The 24,487-nt window shown below is 42.2% G+C and carries 19 protein-coding genes; 4 read left to right on the top strand and 15 right to left on the bottom strand.

The window, feature by feature from the left end; all coding sequences use genetic code 11:
* Positions 1 to 60: 60 nt before the first annotated feature.
* From J0X13_RS02675 to J0X13_RS02660, 4 genes are all read left to right on the top strand, one after another.
* Entirely contained in the window at positions 61 to 783 is a 723-nt protein-coding gene (locus J0X13_RS02675) for a head GIN domain-containing protein (RefSeq protein WP_207069924.1), read from the top strand.
* A gap of 108 nt (positions 784 to 891) precedes the next feature.
* On the top strand, positions 892 to 1,902 hold the full coding sequence (locus J0X13_RS02670; RefSeq protein WP_207069923.1) for a dipeptide epimerase: 1,011 nt from the start codon (positions 892 to 894) through the stop codon (positions 1,900 to 1,902).
* Positions 1,902 to 2,942: a PLP-dependent aminotransferase family protein gene (locus tag J0X13_RS02665; RefSeq protein ID WP_207069922.1), complete on the top strand. Its 1,041-nt coding sequence runs from the start codon at positions 1,902 to 1,904 to the stop codon at positions 2,940 to 2,942. Before J0X13_RS02670 ends, J0X13_RS02665 begins: the two co-directional genes overlap by 1 nt.
* 188 nt (positions 2,943 to 3,130) lie before the next feature.
* A complete protein-coding gene (locus J0X13_RS02660) occupies positions 3,131 to 3,574 on the top strand; it encodes a hypothetical protein (protein ID WP_207069921.1) in 444 nt (147 codons plus the stop codon).
* Between the two features lie 63 nt (positions 3,575 to 3,637).
* Here J0X13_RS02660 and trxB read toward each other — a convergent pair whose 3' ends face one another.
* The 15 genes from trxB to J0X13_RS02585 all read right to left on the bottom strand — a co-directional run bounded on the left by trxB (position 3,638) and on the right by J0X13_RS02585 (position 24,162).
* Entirely contained in the window at positions 3,638 to 4,606 is a 969-nt protein-coding gene (gene trxB, locus J0X13_RS02655; protein ID WP_207069920.1) for a thioredoxin-disulfide reductase, read from the bottom strand.
* 543 nt (positions 4,607 to 5,149) lie between these two features.
* Positions 5,150 to 6,523: a 30S ribosomal protein S6--L-glutamate ligase gene (gene rimK, locus J0X13_RS02650; RefSeq protein ID WP_207069919.1), complete on the bottom strand. Its 1,374-nt coding sequence runs from the start codon at positions 6,521 to 6,523 to the stop codon at positions 5,150 to 5,152.
* 13 nt (positions 6,524 to 6,536) lie between these two features.
* Positions 6,537 to 7,322 (bottom strand): RMD1 family protein, encoded by a 786-nt coding sequence (locus tag J0X13_RS02645; protein ID WP_207069918.1) that lies wholly within the window; start codon positions 7,320 to 7,322, stop codon positions 6,537 to 6,539.
* 22 nt (positions 7,323 to 7,344) lie between these two features.
* Positions 7,345 to 7,653 (bottom strand): hypothetical protein, encoded by a 309-nt coding sequence (locus tag J0X13_RS02640; RefSeq protein ID WP_207069917.1) that lies wholly within the window; start codon positions 7,651 to 7,653, stop codon positions 7,345 to 7,347.
* Between the two features lie 2 nt (positions 7,654 to 7,655).
* Positions 7,656 to 8,630: a deoxyhypusine synthase family protein gene (locus J0X13_RS02635; protein ID WP_207028015.1), complete on the bottom strand. Its 975-nt coding sequence runs from the start codon at positions 8,628 to 8,630 to the stop codon at positions 7,656 to 7,658.
* Positions 8,623 to 9,561 (bottom strand): agmatinase, encoded by a 939-nt coding sequence (gene speB, locus J0X13_RS02630; RefSeq protein WP_207069916.1) that lies wholly within the window; start codon positions 9,559 to 9,561, stop codon positions 8,623 to 8,625. The genes J0X13_RS02635 and speB overlap by 8 nt, the downstream gene beginning before the upstream one ends.
* A gap of 20 nt (positions 9,562 to 9,581) precedes the next feature.
* A complete protein-coding gene (locus J0X13_RS02625) occupies positions 9,582 to 11,036 on the bottom strand; it encodes an arginine decarboxylase (protein ID WP_207069915.1) in 1,455 nt (484 codons plus the stop codon).
* A gap of 464 nt (positions 11,037 to 11,500) precedes the next feature.
* Complete coding sequence (locus J0X13_RS02620; RefSeq protein WP_207069914.1) at positions 11,501 to 13,702, bottom strand: xanthine dehydrogenase family protein molybdopterin-binding subunit; 2,202 nt, start codon at positions 13,700 to 13,702, stop codon at positions 11,501 to 11,503.
* Between the two features lie 17 nt (positions 13,703 to 13,719).
* Complete coding sequence (locus J0X13_RS02615; RefSeq protein ID WP_207027195.1) at positions 13,720 to 14,175, bottom strand: (2Fe-2S)-binding protein; 456 nt, start codon at positions 14,173 to 14,175, stop codon at positions 13,720 to 13,722.
* Positions 14,176 to 14,356: 181 nt separating this feature from the next.
* Positions 14,357 to 15,187, bottom strand: coding sequence for an endonuclease/exonuclease/phosphatase family protein (locus J0X13_RS02610; RefSeq protein ID WP_207069913.1), 831 nt, complete (start codon positions 15,185 to 15,187; stop codon positions 14,357 to 14,359).
* Between the two features lie 91 nt (positions 15,188 to 15,278).
* Positions 15,279 to 15,890: an alpha-ketoglutarate-dependent dioxygenase AlkB family protein gene (locus J0X13_RS02605; RefSeq protein WP_207069912.1), complete on the bottom strand. Its 612-nt coding sequence runs from the start codon at positions 15,888 to 15,890 to the stop codon at positions 15,279 to 15,281.
* A gap of 2 nt (positions 15,891 to 15,892) precedes the next feature.
* Positions 15,893 to 18,910 (bottom strand): VPS10 domain-containing protein, encoded by a 3,018-nt coding sequence (locus J0X13_RS02600; RefSeq protein ID WP_207069911.1) that lies wholly within the window; start codon positions 18,908 to 18,910, stop codon positions 15,893 to 15,895.
* A 178-nt stretch (positions 18,911 to 19,088) separates the two neighbouring features.
* The gene (locus tag J0X13_RS02595; protein WP_207069910.1) at positions 19,089 to 21,359 is read right to left on the bottom strand and encodes a xanthine dehydrogenase family protein molybdopterin-binding subunit; all 2,271 of its coding nucleotides are present in this window, start codon (positions 21,357 to 21,359) and stop codon (positions 19,089 to 19,091) included.
* Between the two features lie 33 nt (positions 21,360 to 21,392).
* On the bottom strand, positions 21,393 to 21,851 hold the full coding sequence (locus tag J0X13_RS02590) for a (2Fe-2S)-binding protein (RefSeq protein ID WP_207069909.1): 459 nt from the start codon (positions 21,849 to 21,851) through the stop codon (positions 21,393 to 21,395).
* Between the two features lie 109 nt (positions 21,852 to 21,960).
* Entirely contained in the window at positions 21,961 to 24,162 is a 2,202-nt protein-coding gene (locus J0X13_RS02585) for a DUF5916 domain-containing protein (RefSeq protein WP_242535598.1), read from the bottom strand.
* Between the last annotated feature and the right edge of the window lie 325 nt (positions 24,163 to 24,487).

Raw genomic sequence — 24,487 nt, 5'->3', positions numbered from 1 at the left:
ACATTTACACTGATTAATTTCAGTAGACATCATAAATCAATCAATAATAAAACAACAATCATGACAACACTAGCAAGATTAGCAATCACCGCACTCCTATCTCTCTTTGCATCCTCATGCATGATGAATATGAACTTCGGCAACGGAAAAACCGGTAACGGCGAAGTCGTGGAAGAAAGCCGCGATGTAAAAGAGGATTTTGACATCGTATCCGCTTCAGAAGGAATAGATGTATTCGTAACTCAAGGCTCTGACTTTAACATTACGGTTGAGGCCGACGAAAACATTATTGACCTAATTGGAACGGATGTTAAGGATGGTAGACTTAAAATACACGCCATTGAAAATATTGGAAGAGCTACCAAAAACGTTTACGTGACCTTACCAGAGATCACAGCTTTGGAAAGCTCCAGTGGTGCCGACCTTATTGCACAAAACGTGGTTAAGGCCGAAAACATTGAACTGGACGCCAGTAGTGGTGCCGACCTACATGTAGAGGTTGTGGCGAGCGAAGTTTCCGCCGATGCCAGTAGCGGTGCCGATATCAAGGTATCAGGACAGGCAGATGCACTATTTGCCGATGCCAGTAGCGGCTCCGATATTAAAGCTCAGGACCTTATAGTAAAAAGATGTAACGCAGACGCCAGCAGCGGTGCCGATATCTCCGTGAATGTTTCGGAGTCTTTGGTCGCAGATGCTAGCAGCGGAGCGGATATCAAATACACCGGCGATGCCAGCGTTGAAACCAAAAAATCCGTTTCGGGAAGCGTTCGTAAATATTAATCCAATTCCCTTTAAATATGCAAAGGCCTACTGATTTTTCAGTGGGCTTTTGTCTTTATTATGTTTATCCGAAGCCCTATCTTAGCAAGACGCAATACCTAACTAACTATGCAGATAGCGCTCAAAAAATACACGCTTCAATTAGCCCATACTTTTACCATTTCCAGAGAATCCCGAGATGAGCAGGATACCTTGATCGTTTGTCTCTCTTTGGATGGAAAAACCGGTTATGGCGAGGCTACCTCCAATCCTTATTATAAAATTACCTTGGAGGGAATGATGGCCGAAATAGAAGGCGTCAGAAATCAAATTGAAAATTATGATTTTGACTCTCCAGAAAGTTTCTATGGGTTTTTAGAGTCACTTGACCTTCACAAATTCACCCTTTGCGCCTTGGACCTGGCCGCAAACGACCTCTATGGTAAACTTAAGGGAAAACCACTATACGAGCTTTGGGGCACTACCACCGAAAAATATCCGATGACCAACTATACCATAGGTATAGATACCATCGAAAAAATGGTCGCAAAGCTTCAGGAAAAACCTTGGCCTCTTTACAAGATCAAATTGGGAACCCCTGACGATGTTGCCATTGTTCGGGAATTGCGAAAGCACACCGATAGTATTTTTAGGATTGATGCCAACACGGCATGGACCGCAGAGGAAACCATAAAAAATGCTCCGCTACTGAAAGATTTGGGAGTTGAATTCCTGGAACAACCTCTCAAAGCTGATGACTGGGAAGGAATGTCCAAGGTAAAGGCGCAATCCGTTCTTCCTGTAATTGCAGACGAAAGTTGCATTATAGAAAGCGATGTGGAACAATGTGGGCCTTATTTTCACGGCATTAATATTAAACTGACCAAGTGCGGGGGACTTACCCCTGCCCGACGCATGATAAAAAAAGGACGGGAGTTGGGATTACAGCTTATGGTAGGTTGTATGACAGAGTCCACCGTGGGCATCTCTGCCATTGCACAATTGTTGCCCCAGTTGGATTATGTGGATATGGACGGAGCCATGCTTTTAAAAGGGGATATTGCGAAGGGAGTCGAGATTTTGGACAATGGCAAAGTCATATTCCCAAAATTGCCTGGCAGCGGAATAGAATTGCTCTAATGGCCTATCCGATACAAAGCATACCCGATAGAGAGATCTTAATTGATGGCAAACCCCATTTGTATTTTGGGGGAACCTCCTATTTGGGAGTGCAAAATTATGGGCCTTTCAAAGAATTGTACTTAAAAAACGTGACCAAGTACGGAATGCACTACGGTGCCTCCCGGAAATCGAATATTGCGCTGGAGATATATAGAGAAACAGAAAGGCATTTGGCCCATTGGGTAGGCAGTGATGACTGTTTAACCATGTCCAGCGGTTACTTGGCCGCCCAATTGGTGGTGCACCATCTACTGGAACTAGGTCATCCCATTATTGCCGCACCACACGCCCATATAGCGCTTCTGGTCAATGGCGTAAAAATTGCATCCAGTTCGGATGAATTGTATCAATATGTAGCGGCGGAATTGGATAAAAATCGACTACCTGTCGTGCTATTTGATACCATCGACTTTTCCGGCAAACAGTTCCCAGACTTTGATGGACTCCGCGAACTTCCGTTGGACAAGATTGTCCTGATCGGAGATGACTCACATGGCATTGGCGTTGTAGGTGCCAATGGGAGTGGTTGTTACAGCATGCTCAAGGATTTGGAACCTGTCAAATTGTTGGTCTGCTGTTCTCTTGGCAAGGCATTGGGCGTACAAGCAGGAGCTGTTTTTGGGAACAAAGAGGATATCCAAATGTTGGAAGCCACACCTTTTTACGGTGGGGCAAGCCCTACCTCTCCTGCATTTATGGGAACGCTTCTAGGGGCAAGCGATATGTATTCCGAACGATTGGAATTACTGAAAAACAACTATCATCTCTTCAAGTCCCAACTGGAAAAACCATCATTTTTCAATAATATGGATGGTCACCCCACCTTTGAGTTTCAAAATGATACATTAGCTTCCGCCTTGAGAAAACATGGGTTTGTTTTCACCAATTTCAATTATCCTGATAAAAATGGTCCTATAGTTAGTCGCATTGTCTTAAGTGCCTACCATAAAACAGAAGATGTCCAAAAATTAATTTCCTGTATAAACAAGCTTGTTTAAAACAGCTTCCATCAAGAATGTATTCGCCACATCACCATCTTTGTTCTTCAAACAAAAGACGATTATGGATATTTTAGAAATTTAATATCAAAATTGAAAGAGAGGTGATTTTGAAAGCTATAAATTTAATATTGTTAAATTTTATTCATACCTTTTAAATATTCTAATAATTTAAAAAGTAGAGCATTATGAAAAAATCAGTTTTACTTTTCACACTCATCTTTGTTTTCTTAATCGTAGGGAGCTTTAAGAATCACGAACCAAACAGTCCAACAATTGTAGGAACGTGGGAACTACAAAGTTTTTACAATTATGATGGAGAAAATATAATAGACACCATTAACAAATCGGATGGCTACAGACAGGTTAAAATGTATTCCAAAGAAAAAATTATGTGGACCCGATATGTGCCAGATGACCCCCACGGAAGATTTGGTTATGGCTCTTACAAAGTAACGGACAATTCGTTAGTGGAAGTCATAGAATATGGTGATGATGATATGATGAAAGCTTTGGACACAATGCGCAATTTTACTTTTGAACTGATTCTAAACGAGGATTCGTTCAGTCAAATTACGGTTGACGAAGACGGGAACAGAACATTTTCAGAGAATTACAAGCGGATTGATTGATTAACAATCACAAAAAAAGGCGCTGAATACAGCGCCTTTTTTTGTAATATAATATCAATTTTTCTATGATGCCAACATCTCCTTGCTCTCCACCGAGGCTAAATAGCGTTCTGCATCCAAAGCGGCCATACAACCGGTTCCAGCAGCGGTAACTGCTTGTCTGTATATCTTATCCTGTGCATCTCCGCTGGCAAAAACCCCAGGTTTGTTTGTTTTAGTGGATTTTGGTTGGGTGATAATATAACCTGTTTCATCCATGTCCAATTGTCCTTTAAAGACATCTGTATTGGGTTTGTGCCCAATGGCTATAAACAATCCTGTTACTGGGATTTCTTCTTTTTCACCAGTTTCGTTGTTCACAACACGTACACCTTCCACTACTTGATCACCTAGTACTTCATCCACTTCGGTATTGTATCTGATTTCGATATTATCGATACTGTTTACCCTATGTTGCATGGCTTTGGAAGCACGCATATAATCTTTACGCACCAACATGGTCACCTTAGTACAAATATTCGCCAAGTAAGATGCTTCTTCAGCAGCGGTATCCCCTGCTCCAACAATGGCCACATCTTGGCCTTTGTAGAAAAATCCATCACAAACAGCACAGGCAGATACACCACCACCTCTTAAACGCTGCTCACTTGGTATATTCAAATATTTGGCCGAAGCCCCTGTGGAAATAATAACGGTTTCTGCTTCCAATTGTATTGAATCGTCTACAGTAATCTTGTGTATACCGCCTACTTCATCACTTAATTCCACGGCGGTCACCATACCGATTCGAACCTGTGTACCGAACCTTTCTGCTTGCTGTTGCAACTGCATCATCATGGCTGGCCCATCAATACCTTCTGGATACCCTGGAAAGTTATCCACTTCGGTGGTTGTGGTCAACTGACCACCAGGTTCCATTCCTGTATACAAAACCGGTTTTAAATCTGCCCTTGAGGCATAAATTGCCGCAGTATATCCTGCTGGCCCTGATCCTATAATCAATGTTTTGATTCTTTCCACTTGTTCTGACATAAATCTTCTCCTGAAATGTTATATTACAAAAGTAGGTTTTTTGTCCAAAAACTTACACCTTAGACTTTTCTGGTTTTCTTAAAAGATGTGAACAATTGTGAATGACTTGACCTTCGGATAGTTTTTGAAGGAGTCTCAAATAAAAAAGAGCCGTAAAAAACGGCTCTTTTCCGAAAAGTAGGTCAAATTTATGGGAACAAATTTGATTTTTGAAAACCGTTACAACCAAGGGGCTCAACCTCAAAAACCCCTTGGAGCAACGTAAACCTTGTAATAATAAGACATTAGGTAAAGAACACAAAGTACCCTATAATCACCCCATCCTATTTAAGGTTTTAACTAAGCTGTATTGCTTTTCGTTAACTGAGACAAACATAACACGGTCTCTTGACTTGGAAAGGGTACAATTAACAAATGGGCGTTATCCGTTAACGGATGCCCATTTTAAATTTATACTCGTGATTTTGGAGCCCTCTGTAGGAAAATATTTCTGAAAAACAGACAACCAATTGAATTTCAAATAATTGAAACACACCTTCAAGATTATTGCTTGTATTTCAATTTTTTCTCGATGGTCTCGATCATTACATTGGCAATATCTTTTCCCGTGGTATTCTCAATACCTTGAAGTCCTGGTGAAGAGTTTACCTCCAACAATAAAGGTCCCTTATTGGAACGAATCAAATCGACCCCTGCTACATCCAAATTGAAAACCTTGGCAGATTTAATGGCCAATTTTCGCTCTTCTGGGGTTATCTTGACTTTTGCTGCAGCTCCACCTTGGTGAATGTTTGCCCTGAACTCTCCTTTTTGGGCAGTTCTTTGCATGGAGGCCACTACTTTACCATTTACCACAAAACAGCGGATATCGTGACCATTGGCTTCTTTAATGAACTCTTGCACCAAAATGTTGGTCTGTACACTTTTAAAGGCGTTGATCACACTCTCTGCGGCTTTATTGGTCTCAGCCAACACTACGCCTTTTCCCTGGGTACTCTCTAGCAACTTAATGATCAATGGGGCGCCACTTACCATACGGATAAGGTCCTTGGTATCCATTGGGGATTTGGCAAATCCTGTTGTGGGTATATGAATATCGTTTTTGGAGAATAGTTGGGAGGCAAAAAGCTTGTCACGTGACCTACCTATGGAATCGGCGGAGTTTAAGCAATACACACCCAAGGTATCGAACTGCCGCAAAAGCGCGCATCCATAAAAAGTAACCGCAGGCTTAATTCTTGGAATCACGGCATCGAACTTGTCCAACATATTTCCCCCACGATACCTGATTTCAGGCGTAGCGGCGTCGAGTTTCATGTAAACGTGCTCCACATTAAGGAACACTACCTTATGTCCACGCATTTCACCAGCCTCAATTATCCTTTTGTTACTGTAAAGGTTGGGGTTACTCGCCAAAAGACCTATTCTAAGACCCTTTTTCTCAGTGGTAAAAGGTTCATACTTCTCCTGTAATTCTTCATCTGTAATATCGCCACCTTGCACAAAACTTTGTGAAGGGTCCACCAAATACCTGCCATTAATAGCCTCACGGCCCAACAACATGCGATACTCCATGGTATCCCTGTTCGCAAGAGTCAGTTCTATTTCGAATATATTGCCCGAAATGTTCACATTGGCCTTGATTACGGGACGTTCTTCCGAAATGCCTTGCGAACTCTTTACATGTCGTACATCGACCAATTTGGCCTGACATAAAATTGATATACTTCTATTGTCTTGAACGGGGTTGACCTCAAAACGTACCCACTCTTCCAATCCTTTTGTAAAAATTTTAATCTTACTGGCTTGAATAGATGATGTTTTTGCTCCAGAATCCACCCTGGCCTTGATGGCCGGAATTCTCAAATCATCAAATTGGCACCATTCTTCGCTACCCAATATTTTAAAATCGCTCAAAACTTATATGTATTTAACTGATTAATCGCATAATGAACAAGTCAACAACCTCGACCAAAATCAAAATAATAATGATCCATTCGAGCCTACTGCTCTCCCTATGGTCCATAATATTCATGAACAGACTTAGGTTTTCCTTGATCACAATGCCCTGTTCCTTTATATTTCGGTATCGTTCCTTTAGATCAAAAATCTGTTTTAGACCTTTATCCAATCGGTCGAGTTCCAAATCTTCCCATACCACTTCGTGAGAATCAAAAATATAGAGGTTTTCAGAGATCTGGTTGTTAATGTTCAACACTTTTGCAATGTGTTTTTTCAACTTCTTCCCTCCTATGTCCAACCTTCCATTTAACTCTAGATAGGTAGTGTGCCGACGGGTCTCTTTCATTGCTTGTTCCGATAGCCCCGCAAAATGGTCCAAGGCCACGGATTGCGATAAGTGCAACAACGCCAGCCTTATACCTTCCACATTGGATTTAGACAGTATTACCTTATCCTGATCTATAACAGACTTCTCGTGGTCGGAGACCAATTCCATTTCCATGGTCTCGGTAATATCGGACTGCCTCCATTCTTCACAAAATGGCTTGATTTCCATCAAAAGTTGCGATATCTCCGCCTCACTGTATCCAAAAAAGGATACAACACCATATCTGAAGATATAAAGGTAACGTGATGCATCGGAATAAAAAAGTTCATCCCTATCGCCATAAATCAATTCCATGTTCAAAGCTCTCCGACAGGCAGGTATATTAATACTTTTTGCCAAGTGAAGAGCCATTGCCTTTGATTCCATTAGTATAGGTTAGGTGGTGGATCTATTCTTCCTCGGAACCTTCCAATTCCTCGGTGTCCAAATCTGAGTTTTCGCTTTCGTCGGTATCCGAGTCGTCAAAATCTTCCATTGCCATGACCAAACGTTTGCTCACTTTAACCAAATAAGCGGTATCCTCGGTCCTTACCTCAACACACTCCACGACTTCGTTACTAGCATTCCTGTAGGTTACGATATCATCATCGTCGTAACCATCTGGAAACTTCTCCACAAGAAGGTTGAGCATGGTATTATCCAACTTTTTGTAATCAACGATCACTCTTTTTAAAACTGTTGTTTGTCCCTTTCTCATGGTTACATGTCTAATAAGTAAGCGAAAATCAAAGGTGCTACAATGGTAGCATCCGATTCTACAATGAATTTTGGTGTGTCGATATCCAATTTGCCCCAAGTTATTTTCTCATTGGGAACTGCTCCCGAATAGGAACCATAACTTGTGGTGGAATCGCTGATTTGACAGAAGTAGCTCCAAAACGGGGTGTCGGTCTGCTCCAAATCCTGATACAACATGGGTACCACGCAGATAGGGAAATCCCCGGCAATACCTCCTCCGATCTGGAAGAATCCGATACCATTTTCAGAGTTTTTAGCATACCAATCAGCCAAAAAGGTCATGTATTCAATACCAGATTTTACCGTGCTGGCCTTTAATTCGCCTTTGATCACGTAGCTGGCAAAAATATTTCCCATGGTGCTATCTTCCCAACCAGGAACCACAATAGGCAAGTTTTTCTTTGCAGCAGCGTACATCCACGAATCCTTGATGTCAATTTCGTAGTACTGCTCCAACACTCCGGAGAGCAACAACTTGTACATAAACTCATGCGGAAAATAGCGTTCTCCTTTTTCGTCTGCTTCTTTCCAAATGTCGTAAATGTGTTTTTGCAACCTCCTAAAAGCTTCCTCTTCGGGAATACAGGTATCGGTAACACGGTTGAGGCCATTTTCCAACAGGTCCCATTCTTCTTGTGGGGTCAAATCCCTGTAGTTGGGTACACGCTTATAGTGTGAGTGCGCCACCAGATTCATCAAATCCTCTTCCAAGTTGGCTCCCGTGCAGGACACAATATGGACCTTATCGGTACGGATGATTTCAGCGAAAATTTTTCCAAGCTCGGCCGTGCTCATCGCTCCAGCCAAGGAAACCAACATTTTGGAACCTTTGTTCAGTTGGTCCTCATAACCTTTAGCGGCATCCACAAGAGCTGCGGAGTTAAAGTGCAAAAAGTATTTTTGTATAAATTGTGATATTTCTCCTTTGTTACTCATCGTAATCATCTAAGTTGTTTTTGGATCTTTTAAAGTCGTCGACATCATCGTCAAAACCTTCTTCCATAAATTCGTGATTGTTCGAAAATTTATAGCTCAACATTTTATAGTAAAGCTTTGCTGCCAAGAAATCGGAGGACCTGTCGATATCGTTCGGACATAGCTCCACAATATCGAACCCGACCACATTCTTTTCTCTAAAAACCCTGCGCAAAAAATCAAGGGTTTCGTACCAAAGAAGTCCCCCTGGCTCCGGTGTTCCCGTTGATGGCAAGATAGAGGGGTCAAAAGCATCCAGGTCAAAAGTGATGTAAACGTTGTCCGTCATCAAATCCAGGGCGGAATCCATCCAAAAATCATCGGAAATCATCTCGTGGGCAAAAAACACTTGATCTTTGTCCATCACCAATGTTTCGCTGTAATCCATGCTTCTAATACCGACTTGTACCAAATTGGTTGTCTCGTTGGCTTCGTACAATGCACAGGCGTGGTTATATTTTGTGCCTTCGTATTCTTTGCGCAAATCGGCATGTGCATCAATCTGAAGTACGGTGAGATCTTCAAAACATTCGTTAAAGGCTCTGATTGCTCCTATGGAAATGGAATGCTCCCCACCTACCATGGTCACAAGTTTGTTGCGGTTAATATACTCTTTCACTGTCGTGTGTACCGCTTCTACCATGGCATCGGGTGTTTCAAAACCATCTAGGGTATCGGCCAGATAAACTCCCTGCTTGTAAACTTCGCTATCGGTTTCGATATCGTATACCTCCATGTTTTCAGAGGCTTCCAAAAAGGCATCCGGACCTTTATCCGCTCCTTTTCCCCAAGTACTGGTGCCATCGTAAGGAACTGGCAACAATACTACTTTTGCCTTTTCGGGCGAGCCGTATTCCTTTGGAATACCGGCATATGTTCTTTCTGTTTTCATTTTTTTCAATACTTCCTTTTTCAATTATTGCTAGGCACTGGTAAATCATCGGCTTCTACCATAACATCAGCAGATTTTTTGTTACCGTAACCAAGTATGGAGAGAAACTCTCCTGCTGTTTGCTGCTCTGCAAACACTCGAGTGTTCAGGTTCCCTTCCTCATCCTTATCAATAAGGATATGTTGGGGGTTGGGAATCAAACAATGCTGTAATCCACCGAATCCACCAATGGTTTCTTGGTAAGCACCCGTGTTAAAGAACCCGATGTACAGGGGTTTGTCCTTTTTATATTTGGGCAAATAAATGGCGTTCATGTGCTGCTCCGAATTGTAATAATCGTCGCTATCACATGTTAGACCACCCAAAAGCACACGTTCGTACTCATCGTTCCAACGGTTGATGGCCAACATGATGAATCGCTTACTAATGGCCCAAGAATCTGGCATTGTGGTTATGAAAGATGAGTTGATCATGTTCCACTTTTCGCGATCGTTCTGTTGTTTTTGATAAAGTACTTCGTAAATGTTTCCACCGCTTTCACCTACTGTGAAGCTTCCGAACTCCGTGAAGATATTGGGCACCTCCACCCCAGCTTCCTCGCATGCCTGACCTATTTGATGGATAATTTCGTCCACCATGTACTCATAATCATATTCAAAGGCCAGTGAGTTTTTGATGGGGAAACCACCTCCAATGTTAAGGCTGTCCAAGGTTGGGCATACTTTTTTTAGGGCGATGTATACTTTTAAACACTTCAAAAGCTCGTTCCAGTAGTAGGCAGTATCCCTAATTCCAGTATTAATGAAGAAATGAAGCATCTTCAATTGTACTTGAGTGTTCGGTTTTATGGACTGGTTGTAGAACGGAACAATGTTTTTGTACCCGATACCCAATCTAGAAGTATAAAACTCAAATTTGGGCTCTTCTTCAGAGGCTATTCGGATTCCGATCTGGAATTTACCCTCAATGGCTTCGCCCAACAAGTTGATTTCCTCATAATTATCAATAATGGGGATACAGTTGCGATGACCTCCATTGATCAGTCCGGCAATGTTTTGAATGTATTGATCCCGCTTAAAACCATTGCAGATCACATAGGTGTCCTTTGTTATTTTGCCCGCCTTCTTTAAATGCTCCACAATATTGATATCGAAAGCAGAAGAAGTTTCGATGTGGATATCGTTTTTCAACGCCTCGTTCAGTACATGCTCAAAATGAGAGCTTTTGGTGCAGTAGCAATAGTGGTACTTCCCAGCATATTTGTGTTTTTTAATAGCTGAGTTGAACCAACCTTTCGCTCTTTGTATGTTGTCCGATATTTTGGGCAAATAGGTGAACTTTAAGGGTGTACCATAGCGTTGCACCAAATCGTTAAGGTCTATCCCGTGGAAATGAAGCGTATTGTTCTTTAACTCAAATTCCTCTTGGGGAAAATCATAAGTCTGCTCGATTAAATCGATGTATTTCGTTTTCATTTAAATTTCGTAATGTTATAATTATAGATAGCTAAAAAGAGGTCTGTAGAACTGATGGTTCTCAGATACGAAATTCGAATACGGTATACGGTACAAAGTAAGGAGTCCGTGAAAAATCACGGTTAAAATGGTGTAGTTCTTCGAAAGTCAGCCCTTGTATCCGGTGTCTTAATCTTAAGACGGCTTTTTGGGTAGACTTTCTTATCCCCAAAAGCCCGAACATGAAAAAAGTTTTCAAAGCTTGTAGGCAATGCGTCCAAATTAGTTGGACTCATTTATGGGGCAAACATAAATAAAAAACCAATACTGCAACTTTTTTTATAAAAATTTTTATTTAATATAAAATATTGTTTTTCAGATACTTATTGTAGAAAATTAAAATTAGTGAAAGACACAAATAAAAACTGGCCAGTAAAAAGCATCTACTGACCAGTTGTTAATTCTAATTTTTAAATCGATATGATTTAGCCAACCAATGGCGGCTTATCATTAATGAAAGGTTGTTTGTAATAACGTCTTCCGGTTGCTTTGTACAGCGCATTGGACAAGGCTCCAATTGCGGGTGGCAAAGAAGGCTCTCCCAGACCCGTTGGATCTATGCCATTATCCACGAAGTGTACCTCTATATTTTTGGGTGCTTCGGAGTGACGCATGAGACGGTAGGTATCAAAATTGGATTGCTCCGGCCTTCCATCTTCAAAGGTGAGGGCACTATAGGTTGAGTGGCCAATACCGTCGATCATACCACCTTCTATCTGGTTTTTAGCAGCCAACGGATTGATCACGATACCGCAGTCCACAGCGCAAGTTATTTTATCAACTCTTGGCATGTCGCCACCATCCTCCAACTCAAGAACCTGAGCTACGTAGGAATTATGGCAGTAATAGGCTGCTACGCCACGGGCTTTGCCGGTTTCGGAGCCCCAATTGGCTTTTTCTTTAACAAGCTTCAATACTCCAGCATAGCGTTCTGGATCGTAATCGTTTCTTTCTGGGTCACCCACAGGATTATTTATGGCCCTATCAAAAAGTTCCAATCGGAATTCCAATGGATCTTTACCGGCAGCTTCTGCCACCTCATCCATAAATGCCTGTTCGGCACCGGCGATAAAATTGGAACGTGGCGCTCTCCAAGCTCCCGTAGTTACGTTGGTTTCCAAACTATGCTTTTCCGCCAAATAGTTGTCCACAGCTCCTGCCGGGAAGCGGTTTTCGAAAATTAAATCATCATTGGTACCTGCTCCACGAACATGCCATGCTATCAGGTTTCCGTTTTCGTCCAAACCAGCTTTATATCTTACTTTGTAAGATGGACGATAAGTACCTTGTGTCATATCATCTTCCCTCGAATACACCAACTTAACGGGGGCATTCATTTTTTGGGAAATCGCAGCTGCTTCTACAGCAAAAGTTCCATATAAGCGACGGCCAAAACCACCTCCCATACGGGTCATCATTACATCTATTTTTTCCGCTGGCATTCCCAACCTGGACACCAAAGTTTGTTCTAAAAACTCCGGGGTTTGTATTGGACCGAGCAACTCAGCTTTTTCGGGCGTAACATGTGCAAAAAAGTTCATGGGCTCCATAGTATTATGGGCCAAATAGGGTGCTGAATAGGTACTTTCAACGATTTTTGCGGCTTTTGCAAAAGCTGCGTCCACATCCCCATCTTTTCTTGCGGGCTCTTCTTGTGGTTTTTCCAAAAGTGATGCAAGGGCTTGATCGTGGTATGATGTACTTTCCAACTTGGACACCTCTTCCCATTCTACATCCAAAGCTTTTTTGGCCTGCATACACTCCCATGTACTGTCGCCAACAATCGCCACCAATTCTGGAATGGCACCTCCATCCGACCACCTTTTTTCTGTATCTTCAGGATACGCCTCAAAATGGAATACATCTTTTATTCCAGGCATTGATTTTACCGATTCGGCATTCATGCTTTTGAATTTCATTCCAAAAGCTGGCGGATGTACAATCATGGCTGTCAACATTCCTTCTTTATACACATCCAATCCAAAAAGTGGTTTACCGGTAACTATTTTTTTACCATCCACATTCTTCTTGTCCGTACCAATAATGGAAAAGTTTCCATTGTCTTTTAACTGCACCTCTTCGGGCACTTCAATGCCAGTGGCAGCAGAGGCCATTTCTCCATAGCCAGCTGAATTCCCACTTGCTTCGTGGGTCAACACACCATCTTTGGTGGTAATTTCATCTGCAGAAACGCCCCAAGCTTGTGCGGCGGCTTCTTTCAACATATGTCTTGCAGTGGCCCCCGCCATTCGCAAACTTTCCCATCCTTGTCGAATGGATTGGCTACCACCTGCCAGTTGGCGTGTAAAAATGTCGGTGTTCAGTGGTGCTTGTTCCACAATCACATCCTTCCAAGCTGTATCGAGCTCTTCAGCCACGATCATGGGCATGGAAGTTTTTACATTTTGACCAATTTCTGGGTTCGGTGACATGATCGTAACCATACCATTGTCCCCTACTTTTAGATATCCGTTAAGTTCAAACCACTCATCTGGCAAGCTTTTTACCTGCTCAGGAGTCATTTTACAAGAAGCTAACCAGCTAAACCCAATAACAAGTCCACCACTAGCCAATCCTGTATTCCTAATAAAGGCGCGTCGTCCTATTTTTGTCTTTACAAGTGTCATTATACTAGTTTTATGGATTATGATTTAGCCGCTAGTTTCACGGCTTTTTTGATTCTTGTGTACGTTCCACAACGGCAGATATTGCCATTCATGGCCATTTCAATTTCTTCGTCCGTTGGATTTGGATTTTTCTCCAAAAGGGCGGAAGCGGTCATAATTTGACCTGCTTGACAGTATCCGCATTGAGGGACATCCACTTCCAGCCAAGCTTTTTGGACCGGGTGGTCACCTTCTTCGGATAATCCTTCTATTGTTGTGATTTCAGAGTTCCCTACGGATGAAACGGTAAGCATACAAGCTCTTGTCGCTGTTCCGTTCAAATGAATGGTGCAGGCTCCGCATTGCGCGATTCCACAGCCATATTTTGTTCCGACTAAATTCAAGTGATCTCGTAAAACCCAGAGGACTGGTGTAGACGGATCTACATCGACCTCTTGTTTTGTTCCGTTGATGTTAAGTGTAAAAGTTGCCATAATGTTGATTAATTCCCTTTCAAGTTAAAAATTTCTGTTAACAATCTGAATAATTACCTCGAACATCTTTATAAAATTAACATTGTTTTTGGGTTTTTTCGAGTTACTTAAAATCAATACTAATAATAAGAAGCCCCTGAGCTAAAAAATAAAAGTAAAGACCATGGTTGATTTACTTCCTTCAATATTTCAATCGAGCAAAAACGGGCAAGTGGTCCGATGGGTATCGGGTATCTTTGGAATCGCTCAGGATGGCACTTTTTAAAACTTCAAAGTCATAGGAGACAAAAATGTAATCGATTCTTTTTACTACAGGTTTATTGAATTCAAAGCCATTAAAAGTTCCTTCTGGACCAAAAGCGTTTTCTCCGGCGGCAATATGGGCGTCTGCCATTTCGGTTAAAATCACCTGTACGCCCGGACTATCACTTTCCAGATTAAAATCGCCCATTAACACTACAGGATAGTTTTCAATGTTCAATTCGTTTATCTTTTTAAGGATAAGCTTGGAACTTTCTTCACGTGCTTTTACCCCAACATGATCGAAATGGGTATTGAAGACCATGAATTTTTCGCCATCACTTTTGTTTTCAAAGATTCCATAAGTACAAGTCCGAGGAAGAGCGGCATCCCACCCTTTAGATGGTTTTTCCGATGTGGTGGATAACCAAAATGTAGATTCTTCCAAAAGTTTCACCATTCGTTCATTATAGAAAACGGCGGTATGCTCCCCTCTTTCATCACCATAGTCTCGGCCCACACCAAAATAAGCGTATTCTTCCAATCCGTTATCAATTTCCTTCACTTGATGAATCAACCCTTCCTGAATACCGAACACATCGGGATGGTAAAATTTGAGTTGGGAAATCAAAAAGTCCTTCCTATTGTCCCAGTTATTTGGCGCGTCATCTGGATTATCATACCGGATATTATATGAGATAACGTCTATGGTCTGTCCATAAGAATGCAGCAAAGACCCGATGGCGAAAAGGATAAGGAATAGGTCTTTCATTGACTTAAAGTAACTTAACAAGTTGCAATATAGAGACCATTTCAATGAATACGCTCCAAATCGAATTACCAAATGTTTAAGGTACCCAAATTCAGTTTGTTTCAATGGTTCTAAACGTAAGGTTTATCCTTGGTGTTCCAACTTTTTTTGTTGGTGGTAAACGGTGGAGCCAGTGCTCTTGGGTCGTACCCTTCATTACCAATAAACTACCATGATCCAAACGTAACTCCACTTTTTCTTTGGTGGTTTTGTGTTTAAAAACAAATTTTCGCTCGGCCCCAAAACTCAAAGAAGCTATGGCACCGTTCCGTTTCAATTCTTTTTCATCATCGCTGTGCCAACCCATACCTTCTTCTCCCGAATGATACAAATTGAGCAAACAGGAATTATAGGTCTCCTCTGTGAGTTTTTCGGCAAGCTCTTTCAGTTCCATTAGCTCAGGTGTCCACAACAATGCCTTTTTAGTGCTTTTGGAATAGGTATATTCAAAGGGGCTGTCCCCATACCAGGCCACTTTTCGTTTGGTCACGATTCGCTTGCCGAACATATGGATCACATCGTGCTCCCAGGGTATGGTCTTTTTGAGTTGTCCAAAGTAAAAATCAGCTTGATTCTGATTTACCATAGGACCAAAATAATTTACAATACCATCCTTGGGCAGCAAGTTTTGTTTGGGGTCCAATTCATTGGCAAATAAATCCAAAACTAAATACCAGAAGCTTTTTCCTTAAGCTGGTTAAACTGGTTCAACAAAGCTTGGTACTGGTCCTTTTCCTCTTGGCCCGGAACCTTATCCGCACTACTTAAAATATAGTAGAGATACGAAATCTGTGACACCATCACCACTTCGGGATAGGCGCCTTCATCATTCTTGAGCTCCTTTAAAATATCTTTGTACTGCTTGATTTTGGCTTCTCCGACCTTTGATTTTTCAAGCTCTTTGATTTTATCCTCTATTTTATCTTGAAGCATCCTTGCTTCGGACAACAAATCAATTATTTTAAACTGAAATTCCTGCTGTTCTTTCATATCGGATAAAGAAACCCCATCCTCTTCGAGTTTTGGATCCATTAGGACTTCGAAAGATTTCTCGAAGGATTGATCACCGACCGTTAGCTTTGCGGTGTACATGCCAGGCAATACCATGGGTCCGTTTCTGTAGCGTCTTCTTTTGTTCTTTGCCCAAGCACCTTTTTGTTCCAGGTTCCAGTTGAAACGGTTCAATCCCTTTTTTGTTTCCAACTTTTCATCCATATAAACAAAAGTCATACTAAGGCTCATGTCCTCAACTTTTTCAGTAGTGGATTTCAGTTTTGTGGAGTCGCTCACAATGGTCGCGACCTCTTTTCCTTGAGCATCCATAATTTGAAGGCTCACACCATCTTTGCTATCGGCTGGCAGGTAATAATCGATAATTACACTGGTTGATGGGTACGATGGGAAATCGCCTCCTCCCCTTGGAGTTTGATACCTGTATGTATCATCCGGCTTGAACAATACGGGAGTGTCTCCCAACTGCGTAATGTTTTCATCTTGAAGACTGGTAATATTGTCCAAAATCCAGAACCCACGTCCCATGGTACTCAACACCAAATCACCTCGGAACAAGGTGATATCCGTTATGGGGGTCACCGGTAGGTTCTGTTGAAACTTTTTCCAGGTTCCGCCATCATCAAAGGATATGAACATTCCGTACTCGGTACCTGCATACAACAATCCTTCTCGTACCGGGTCTTCCCGTAACACCCTTGTGGTATGGTCGGATGGTATCCCGTTGGATTCGGTACTGATCAATTCCCAGCTTTTGCCATAATCATCCGTTTTATAAAGATAGGGTGTGGTATCTCCCAACAAATGGCGGTCTACCGCTATGTAGGCCTTTTCAGGATTGAATTGAGATGGCTCTATCGACTCAACTCTCCCTCCCTTAGGTAATTTTTTAGGTGTAACATTTTCCCATGTTTTACCACCATCTTTGGTAATGGAAATAACACCATCGTTAGATCCCGTCCAAATAACACCTTTGCTTATTTTGGATTCACGGATGGAATAAAGCGTACTGTAATATTCTTCGCCAGTAATATCCCTTGTGATCGGTTTTCCTGAAATTACTTGTTTATCAGGGTCATTTTCTGTCAAGTCTGGAGAAATAATTTCCCATGTTTTACCGCCATTACTGGTTTTGTGCAAGAACTGAGAACCCATGTACACCACTTCAGGGTCAAAAGGAGAAACATGGATGGGGGCCACACGCTGGAATCTATATTTTAAATCCTTTGGATTGTGCCCATAAATATTGGATGCGCCAATGGAATACTCACGACTTTGTCCTGTTTTTTTGCTGTACACGCTAAAGCGACCCTTACAGTTGTTATAAACAATATAGTGATTGCCGGGCATTGGAATTACGGGACCTGTTTCACAACCACCGACAGCCATCATTACACTTCCGTTCGCTGGAGATGTTGCCTTTGGGGCCATACTTGGGATGGCCAAGGTAGTGTTGTCTTGCTGCGCTCCATAAACCCAATATGGGTATTGGTCATCCACTGCTACTTGATAAATTTCAGCTGTAGGTTGGTTGTATTGGGTTGACCATGTTTTTCCACCATTGTGGGATACATTGGCACCTCCATCGTTACTTTGAATCAACAAATCGGGATTGTCCGGATTGAGCCAGATATCGTGATTATCCCCATGGGGAACACTCATCCTTGTCCATGTTTTTCCTCCATCCGTGGATTTTATCAAAGGATTGGCATTGGAGTAGACAATATCCGGGTTGGTAGGATCCAATTCAATATTGGTATAGTAGAAAGGCCGGTTCACCAACCTTATGTCATCTGAAACATGTGTGAAGGATTTACCTTGATCAATGGATTTATAAAGTCCTCTATCCTCATCTGGAGCTTCAATAACGGCATAAAGTATTTTGGAGTCGATGGGCGATACGGCCAGATCAATCTTTCCGATCAATCCTTCGGGAAGACCTTTTTCCAATTTTTCCCAGTCTTTTCCACCGTTAATGGATTTATAAATACCTCCTTCGCTGTTCTTTCCTCCAGAATCGATGGTCCAAGGTGTACGACGTGCTTTCCATGCCGCAGCGTACACCACATTGGGATTGCCCGGAAGAAGTTCCAAATCGGCAAAACCGGTTTCTTCGGAAACATATAATACCTTTTCCCAAGTTTTACCGCCATCGGTTGTTTTAAATATACCGCGTTCTTTATTGGGTTTAAAAGCATTACCTATAGCCGCCACCCAAACAATATTACTGTTGGTAGGGTCTATTTCAACGGCACCGATCTGACCTGCGTTTTCCAATCCGATATGCTCCCATGTTTTTCCAGCATCAATGGATTTATACATGCCTTTCCCTTGAATGATGTTACTGCGAATTCCATCGGAACCTGTACCTACATAAATGATATTCGGATCATTGGCAGCAATTTCGATGGCCCCAATAGATGGTGTTTTAAAAAATCCATCGGAAACATTGTGCCAACTAGTCCCGTAGTCCTCGGTTTTCCATACACCGGCACCTGTAGCACCAAAATAAAAAGTACCGGGAAGCATTGCCGTTCCCGTGACGGTGGTTACCCTACCTCCTCGAGCAGGTCCAATGGTACGGTATTGCAAGGCTTCAAAATCTTGGGCAAAGGTTGCACAAGTCAATAAAAACGTAAAAAGAAAATAAAATGAGCGTTGTTTTGAGGTCATGAGTCAGCTAGATAGTTTGGTTTATTCCCAAATCTACTAAATACCTAGCCAATCTGAAATGGTAACTGTTGAGAATTACGGGCTTTTCTATTAAAACCAGTATTATTTACAAAATTCACAAAGACCAAAAAACAAATTTTCACACACCTCAAGGTCACTTAAAACAGTATTCCATCAATTAACCAACAATGGGTGGCTTATCGGCAATAAAGGGCTGATTGTACAATCGTCTTCCCTCTGCTTTGTACAGGGCATTGGCCAAAGCTCCCATCACTGGTGGAAAAGGTGGCTCACCCAAACCTGTAGGGTCAATTTCATTCTGTACAAAATGCACCTCAATGTTTTTAGGTGCCTCGCTATGCCTAATGATACGGTACTTGTCAAAATTATCCTGTTGGGTTGCCCCATCTCTAAAAGTAAGTCCCCCATACATGGCATTACCAACACCGTCCACAATACCTCCTTCGCACATATTCGCAGCGGCATCGGGGTTGACCACAATACCACAATCCATGGCACACACTGCATTTTCCACTCGAGGGGTTCCATCATTGCCCTTGACCACATCAATAACATGTGCCGCGTACGTATTATGACAGAAGTATGCCGCTACACCACGGAATACACCTTGTTTTTCGGTGCCCCAATCGGATTTGTCCCTGACCAATTCCAATACACCGGCCAATCTATCCGCTTCATAATCGTTGTTTTCCCCTACCGGATTGGTCATTGCCTTATCCAGAAGCTCCAATCTGAAAGAGATCGGGTCCTTCCCGGCCAATTCGGCAACCTCATCCAAGAAGGCCTGTTCCACACCGGCCATAAAATTTGACCTTGGTGCACGGAAAGCACCTATGGTGATATTGGAGTTGTGCTCCCATTGCTCAGCCATATAATTGTCTACTGCCCCTGCCGGAAATCTATCGGCAAAAATGGGTGTTTCCGGTATTCCGCCGGCCTTCACGTGGAAGGCAACCAAATTATTATTTTCGTCCAAAGCGGCTCTGTACGTGGCTTGGTAAGATGGTCTGTAAATACCAAAGGTCATATCGTCTTCACGAGAATAGACCAATTTTACCGGAGCTTTTACCTTTTTGGAAATGAGCCCTGCCTCTATGGCGTAATGTGAATAGGCCCTTCTTCCGAAACCGCCTCCCATTCGGGTCATTTCAATATCCACCTTTTCTGGAGGAAGGCCCAGACTTGCTGCAATGGCCCCTTCAATTAATAGGGGTGCTTGCAAGGGTCCAGCCAATTTTGCGCCATCATCGGTAACATGAGCGAAGAAATTCATAGGCTCCATACAGTTATGTGCCAAAAATGGGCAGGTATAACTTCTTTCAATAACTTTTGCCGCGTTTTTAAATGCACTGTCAGGGTCTCCATCTTTACGGACCACCTGTCCTGGTTTTGCAGCCATTTCTTCCATTTTGGCATAATGTGCCTCTGTACTTTCGAGACCACTGGGAACTTTTACCTGAGATTTATTGCCAAATCTATCTGCTGTGTATTCATAATCGGAAAAAGGCTCCCATTGCACATCCAATTTCTTTTTGGCGTTCATTACTTCCCATGTGGATTTCCCGACCACCACGACCAATTCCGTAAAGGCATTGGTATCGAAAAAATTTCGTTGGTAATCTTCGGCATAGGTCTTTATTTGAAAAACATCCACAATTCCGGGCATGGATTTGGCCTGCGTAGCATCAAAAGACTTCAATTTTAACCCAAATGCAGGTGGATGGGCAGCCATGGCCACCAAAGCACCTTCGTATTGATAATCCACCCCGAACATGGGTTTACCGGTCACAATTTTTTTGCCTTCAACATTCTTTTTGGAATTGCTGATTATCTTAAACTCTTTTGGAGATTTCAAGGTAACTTCTTCAGGTACAGCAACGTCCATAGCTGCAGCAGCCACTTCTCCATATCCCAATGTGTTTCCTGTGGGATCATGGGTCAACACCCCATCAGCAGTGGATATTTCCGACACGGGCACACCCCATTTTTTCGCAGCAGCTTCTTTAAGCATTTGCTTGGCCGAAGCACCCACTGTTCTGAGTCCTTCCCATCTTGTTCGTATCCCTTGACTGCCCCCTGTAAATTGTCTACCATAGATTTCTGCATCATAAGGTGCCATCTCTACCATCACCTTTTCCCAAGCAATATCCAGTTCTTCTGCCACCAACATGGGCATGGAAGTCATCACTCCTTGTCCAAATTCAGGATTTGGACAATAAATGGTGGCTACCCCATTTTCTCCGATTTTCAAATACGCATTGATTTCAAACCACTCCTCGGGCATTTCCATGACCGCTGCTTCAGTAACCTGTTTGGGTTTACAGGAATTCAGCCAGCTAAAGCCCAAGATCAGTCCGCCTCCTGCCAAACTGGAGTTGCGCAAAAAGGCTCTACGCCCAAGAGTATTGATATTTTTTTGTTGTGACATGTTGTGGTAGTTTTTAGATGATTAAATCAGTTCTTATTTAGAACTGGCGGCCAATTTCACAGCTTTTTTGATGCGGGTATAGGTTCCGCAACGGCAGATATTGCCGTTCATGGCCATCTCAATTTCGTTGTCGGTCGGGTTAGGGTTTTTGTCCAGCAAAGCCGCGGCGGTCATAATCTGCCCGGCCTGACAATATCCACATTGGGGCACATCCACTTCCAACCAAGCTTTTTGTACGGGGTGATCGCCCTCTTCGGACAAACCTTCAATAGTTGTGACCTGTTGATTTCCCACAGAAGCCACCGTAAGCATACAGGCGCGGGTAGCAGTACCTTCCAAATGGATCGTACATGCACCGCATTGCGCGATACCGCATCCATATTTTGTTCCCACAAGGTTCAAATGGTCACGAAGTACCCAAAGCATGGGAGTTGATGGGTCTGCTTCCACCTCATGGTTTTCGCCGTTGATATTGAGTGTATATTTTGCCATTATTTAAGTGTTTGTGTCAAATTACAAAGAAAACTTTATTCAATTCAAGTAAATGATAAATAGAATTCCATTTAATATGTTAAATATTAATAGTTTATCATACCTAGCACTATAAATTCAACCAGTACGTCAGTTTTAGGTTGATTGATCTGAAACGGGGACCAAAATCCCCGGTAAAATAATTGTCGTTGTATACAAGGAATAAATCAGAAAGCTGAGCAAATCGCCATTGCAACCTGGAGTTTATACCAAGGTTTTCTTGGCGATCACTATACTGCGCCAAGGTTGACCAAAAAAGCTTTTTGCTAAAGGAGATTTCCGCACGGAAAGTCGTGAAAAATATCTCCGCCTCGGCATAAGGTCCCGGCAACCTTATATTGTTATAATCAAAACCCAAACTGAATTGTGCTTTGGGCTGTATACGTATACCAAGCTCTCCCCTTACAGCGGTGATATCACCATTGAAAAACCGTCCAAAAGTTGTTTCTGCATTATACGTGAATACATTTGTCGCGTTGGATTCGTAAGCAAGGTTGAACTGGTTAAAGTAATATCCAGTGTCTCCCGGTAAGGGTGCAGCTCCGGGTGTTCTAGTGGGATCGAAAGGATCTAACAAATAGATATAGTTATTAGAGAACCTTGCCTCTACCCTTGCTTGATTTCTAAAGAACGTTTCCCAACCAAAACGATACATATGGTCGGTTTTTTTGTAATCCAGACTTGGCCTCCAATAAGTAATGCCCAAAAAACCGGGAGAATGCGTGTTGAACACCTTTGAATTGTCATAAATTATATAGTTGATCCCAGTGCCCCACTTCAATCTGTCGGTACGTGGCACAAAACCAAGATCAGCTGTAAAGTCTTCGTCAATGTATACCAGGTCCTGTGTTATGTCCCAATGGCGGGGATTATAGGTTACCGTAGCTTGAGAGGAAAAATTTCCCACACGGTCGTTGGGCTGAAATGATTTGTGGAGATAGAACCGCCCGTTCCAAATATTATCCGCAGAGGCCAAATTGTAATCTACTCCAAAAACCCTATTGAACTCTTCACCGGGTTCAAGAAAAGAATCATTTCCCATAGCCTGTCGGTTGACCCAAAAAGCTCCAATGTTTGAACGCTTGCCTATTTTTCTTTGCAAAGTCACCATCATATTGTTGTTGGAAGGAATTTCGTTGATTGCGTCTTTAGCGGTTTGAATGTTTAAAAAACCTAAACGCCAATTATTGTCCAATTTTCCGCTCAATCTGGCACCTGCTATAATGTCATTTTGAATAAGGTTGCCCAATGTATCCCGGGCCAATCCTATTCTTCGTGAAAAAAATGGTCTAGCCTCATTAAACGTATTGCCGAAATTTTCGAAAAGGTCACTATTATCAATGAAAAACTGTCGCTTTTCGGGCAAACGGACTTCAAATCGAGTTAGATTGGTAAAAATATCATCCACTTCCACGTTTGAAAAATCAGGGTTTAACGTCAAATCCAGATTCATACCGTTACCAATGGCTATTTTGGCATCGCCACCTGTTTTAAACTTAGTTTTGGCATCATCGACTGCATAGTCTTTTTCCGCCAGTGCATTTATATAGGGAATTATGGCAAACGGGGTCCTTGAACGGCCCAAAGGTTTTTCAAAGTACAGTTCCCCCATATCGGCCAAACTGGATAAGTTTTGATTTTGGGGCACTTTTACCCAGGTATCCTGTTGATTTGCTTGATTATTCCATCGGTAAGGACGAAAACGCCAGCTTGTGGATCCCTCAACAAATTTCAATGAAGTAAAGGGTATGGCAATCTCTATAACAAAGTGGTCATCAAATCGGGTGGCTTCTGCTTGCCATTTAATATCCCAAGTATTGTTAAAGTCATTCCCTCCATCGGAAACCAACCCTTCGCGAAGTACGCCATAAGGTGTCACCCCAAAAAAATATGCTGTAGTACCATCACTGAACGTATCGAACAATAATGAAATATTGTCATTGGAAAGTGCTCCAAAATCCCTTCTTAAAGTTGATACTACATAATCCCCAGGTGGTTTTTCCGCATAGATACCAACATATAAATGGGTATCGGAATAGAGGATGCGAATTTCCGTAGGATATTCCGCCGCAACCTGATCCGATGGAAAAAATTGTTGAAAATCCCCAGCTATCTCTGTTGTTTGCCATATGGGTTCGTCCAGTACACCATCCAAAGTAATTTCTTGATCGATGTATTTTGCCGTAACACTTTTAGGGGAATCTTGCCCCCAGGATTTACCCCAAAAAACAACAACAAAAATGGCCAGCACCCATTTCACATTCATTTTCATCCTACTTTACTTTGATCGTTTAGCTAATTATATACTACAAAAATAACAGGCCGAACCGTTATCCCCTGTACCCAAGTTACGGATGTTCCTACCATTATTACAGGTTAGCCCAATTCGATTTGACCAACTGGTTATCAACATCTTATAATCACCTTGAAATTTAAGTCCTTAGGCGAGGTATTCTAAACATAGAAAAAAACATCCGATTATGTAAATCTGCAGAGAAATGAGGTATTTCCAAAAATGAGTTTAGAATGCTTAGCTCTAACTAAAATTACATTCATGTCCCCGTTCAAGATAAGATAAAAAAAACCGGCAAAACTTT

It is taken from the genome of [Muricauda] lutisoli (nom. illeg.), assembly GCF_017313105.1.
GTDB lineage: Bacteria > Bacteroidota > Bacteroidia > Flavobacteriales > Flavobacteriaceae > Flagellimonas > Flagellimonas lutisoli.
Note: the sequence above shows the minus strand (reverse complement) of the source record. Positions and strands in the feature narration are given on the sequence as shown.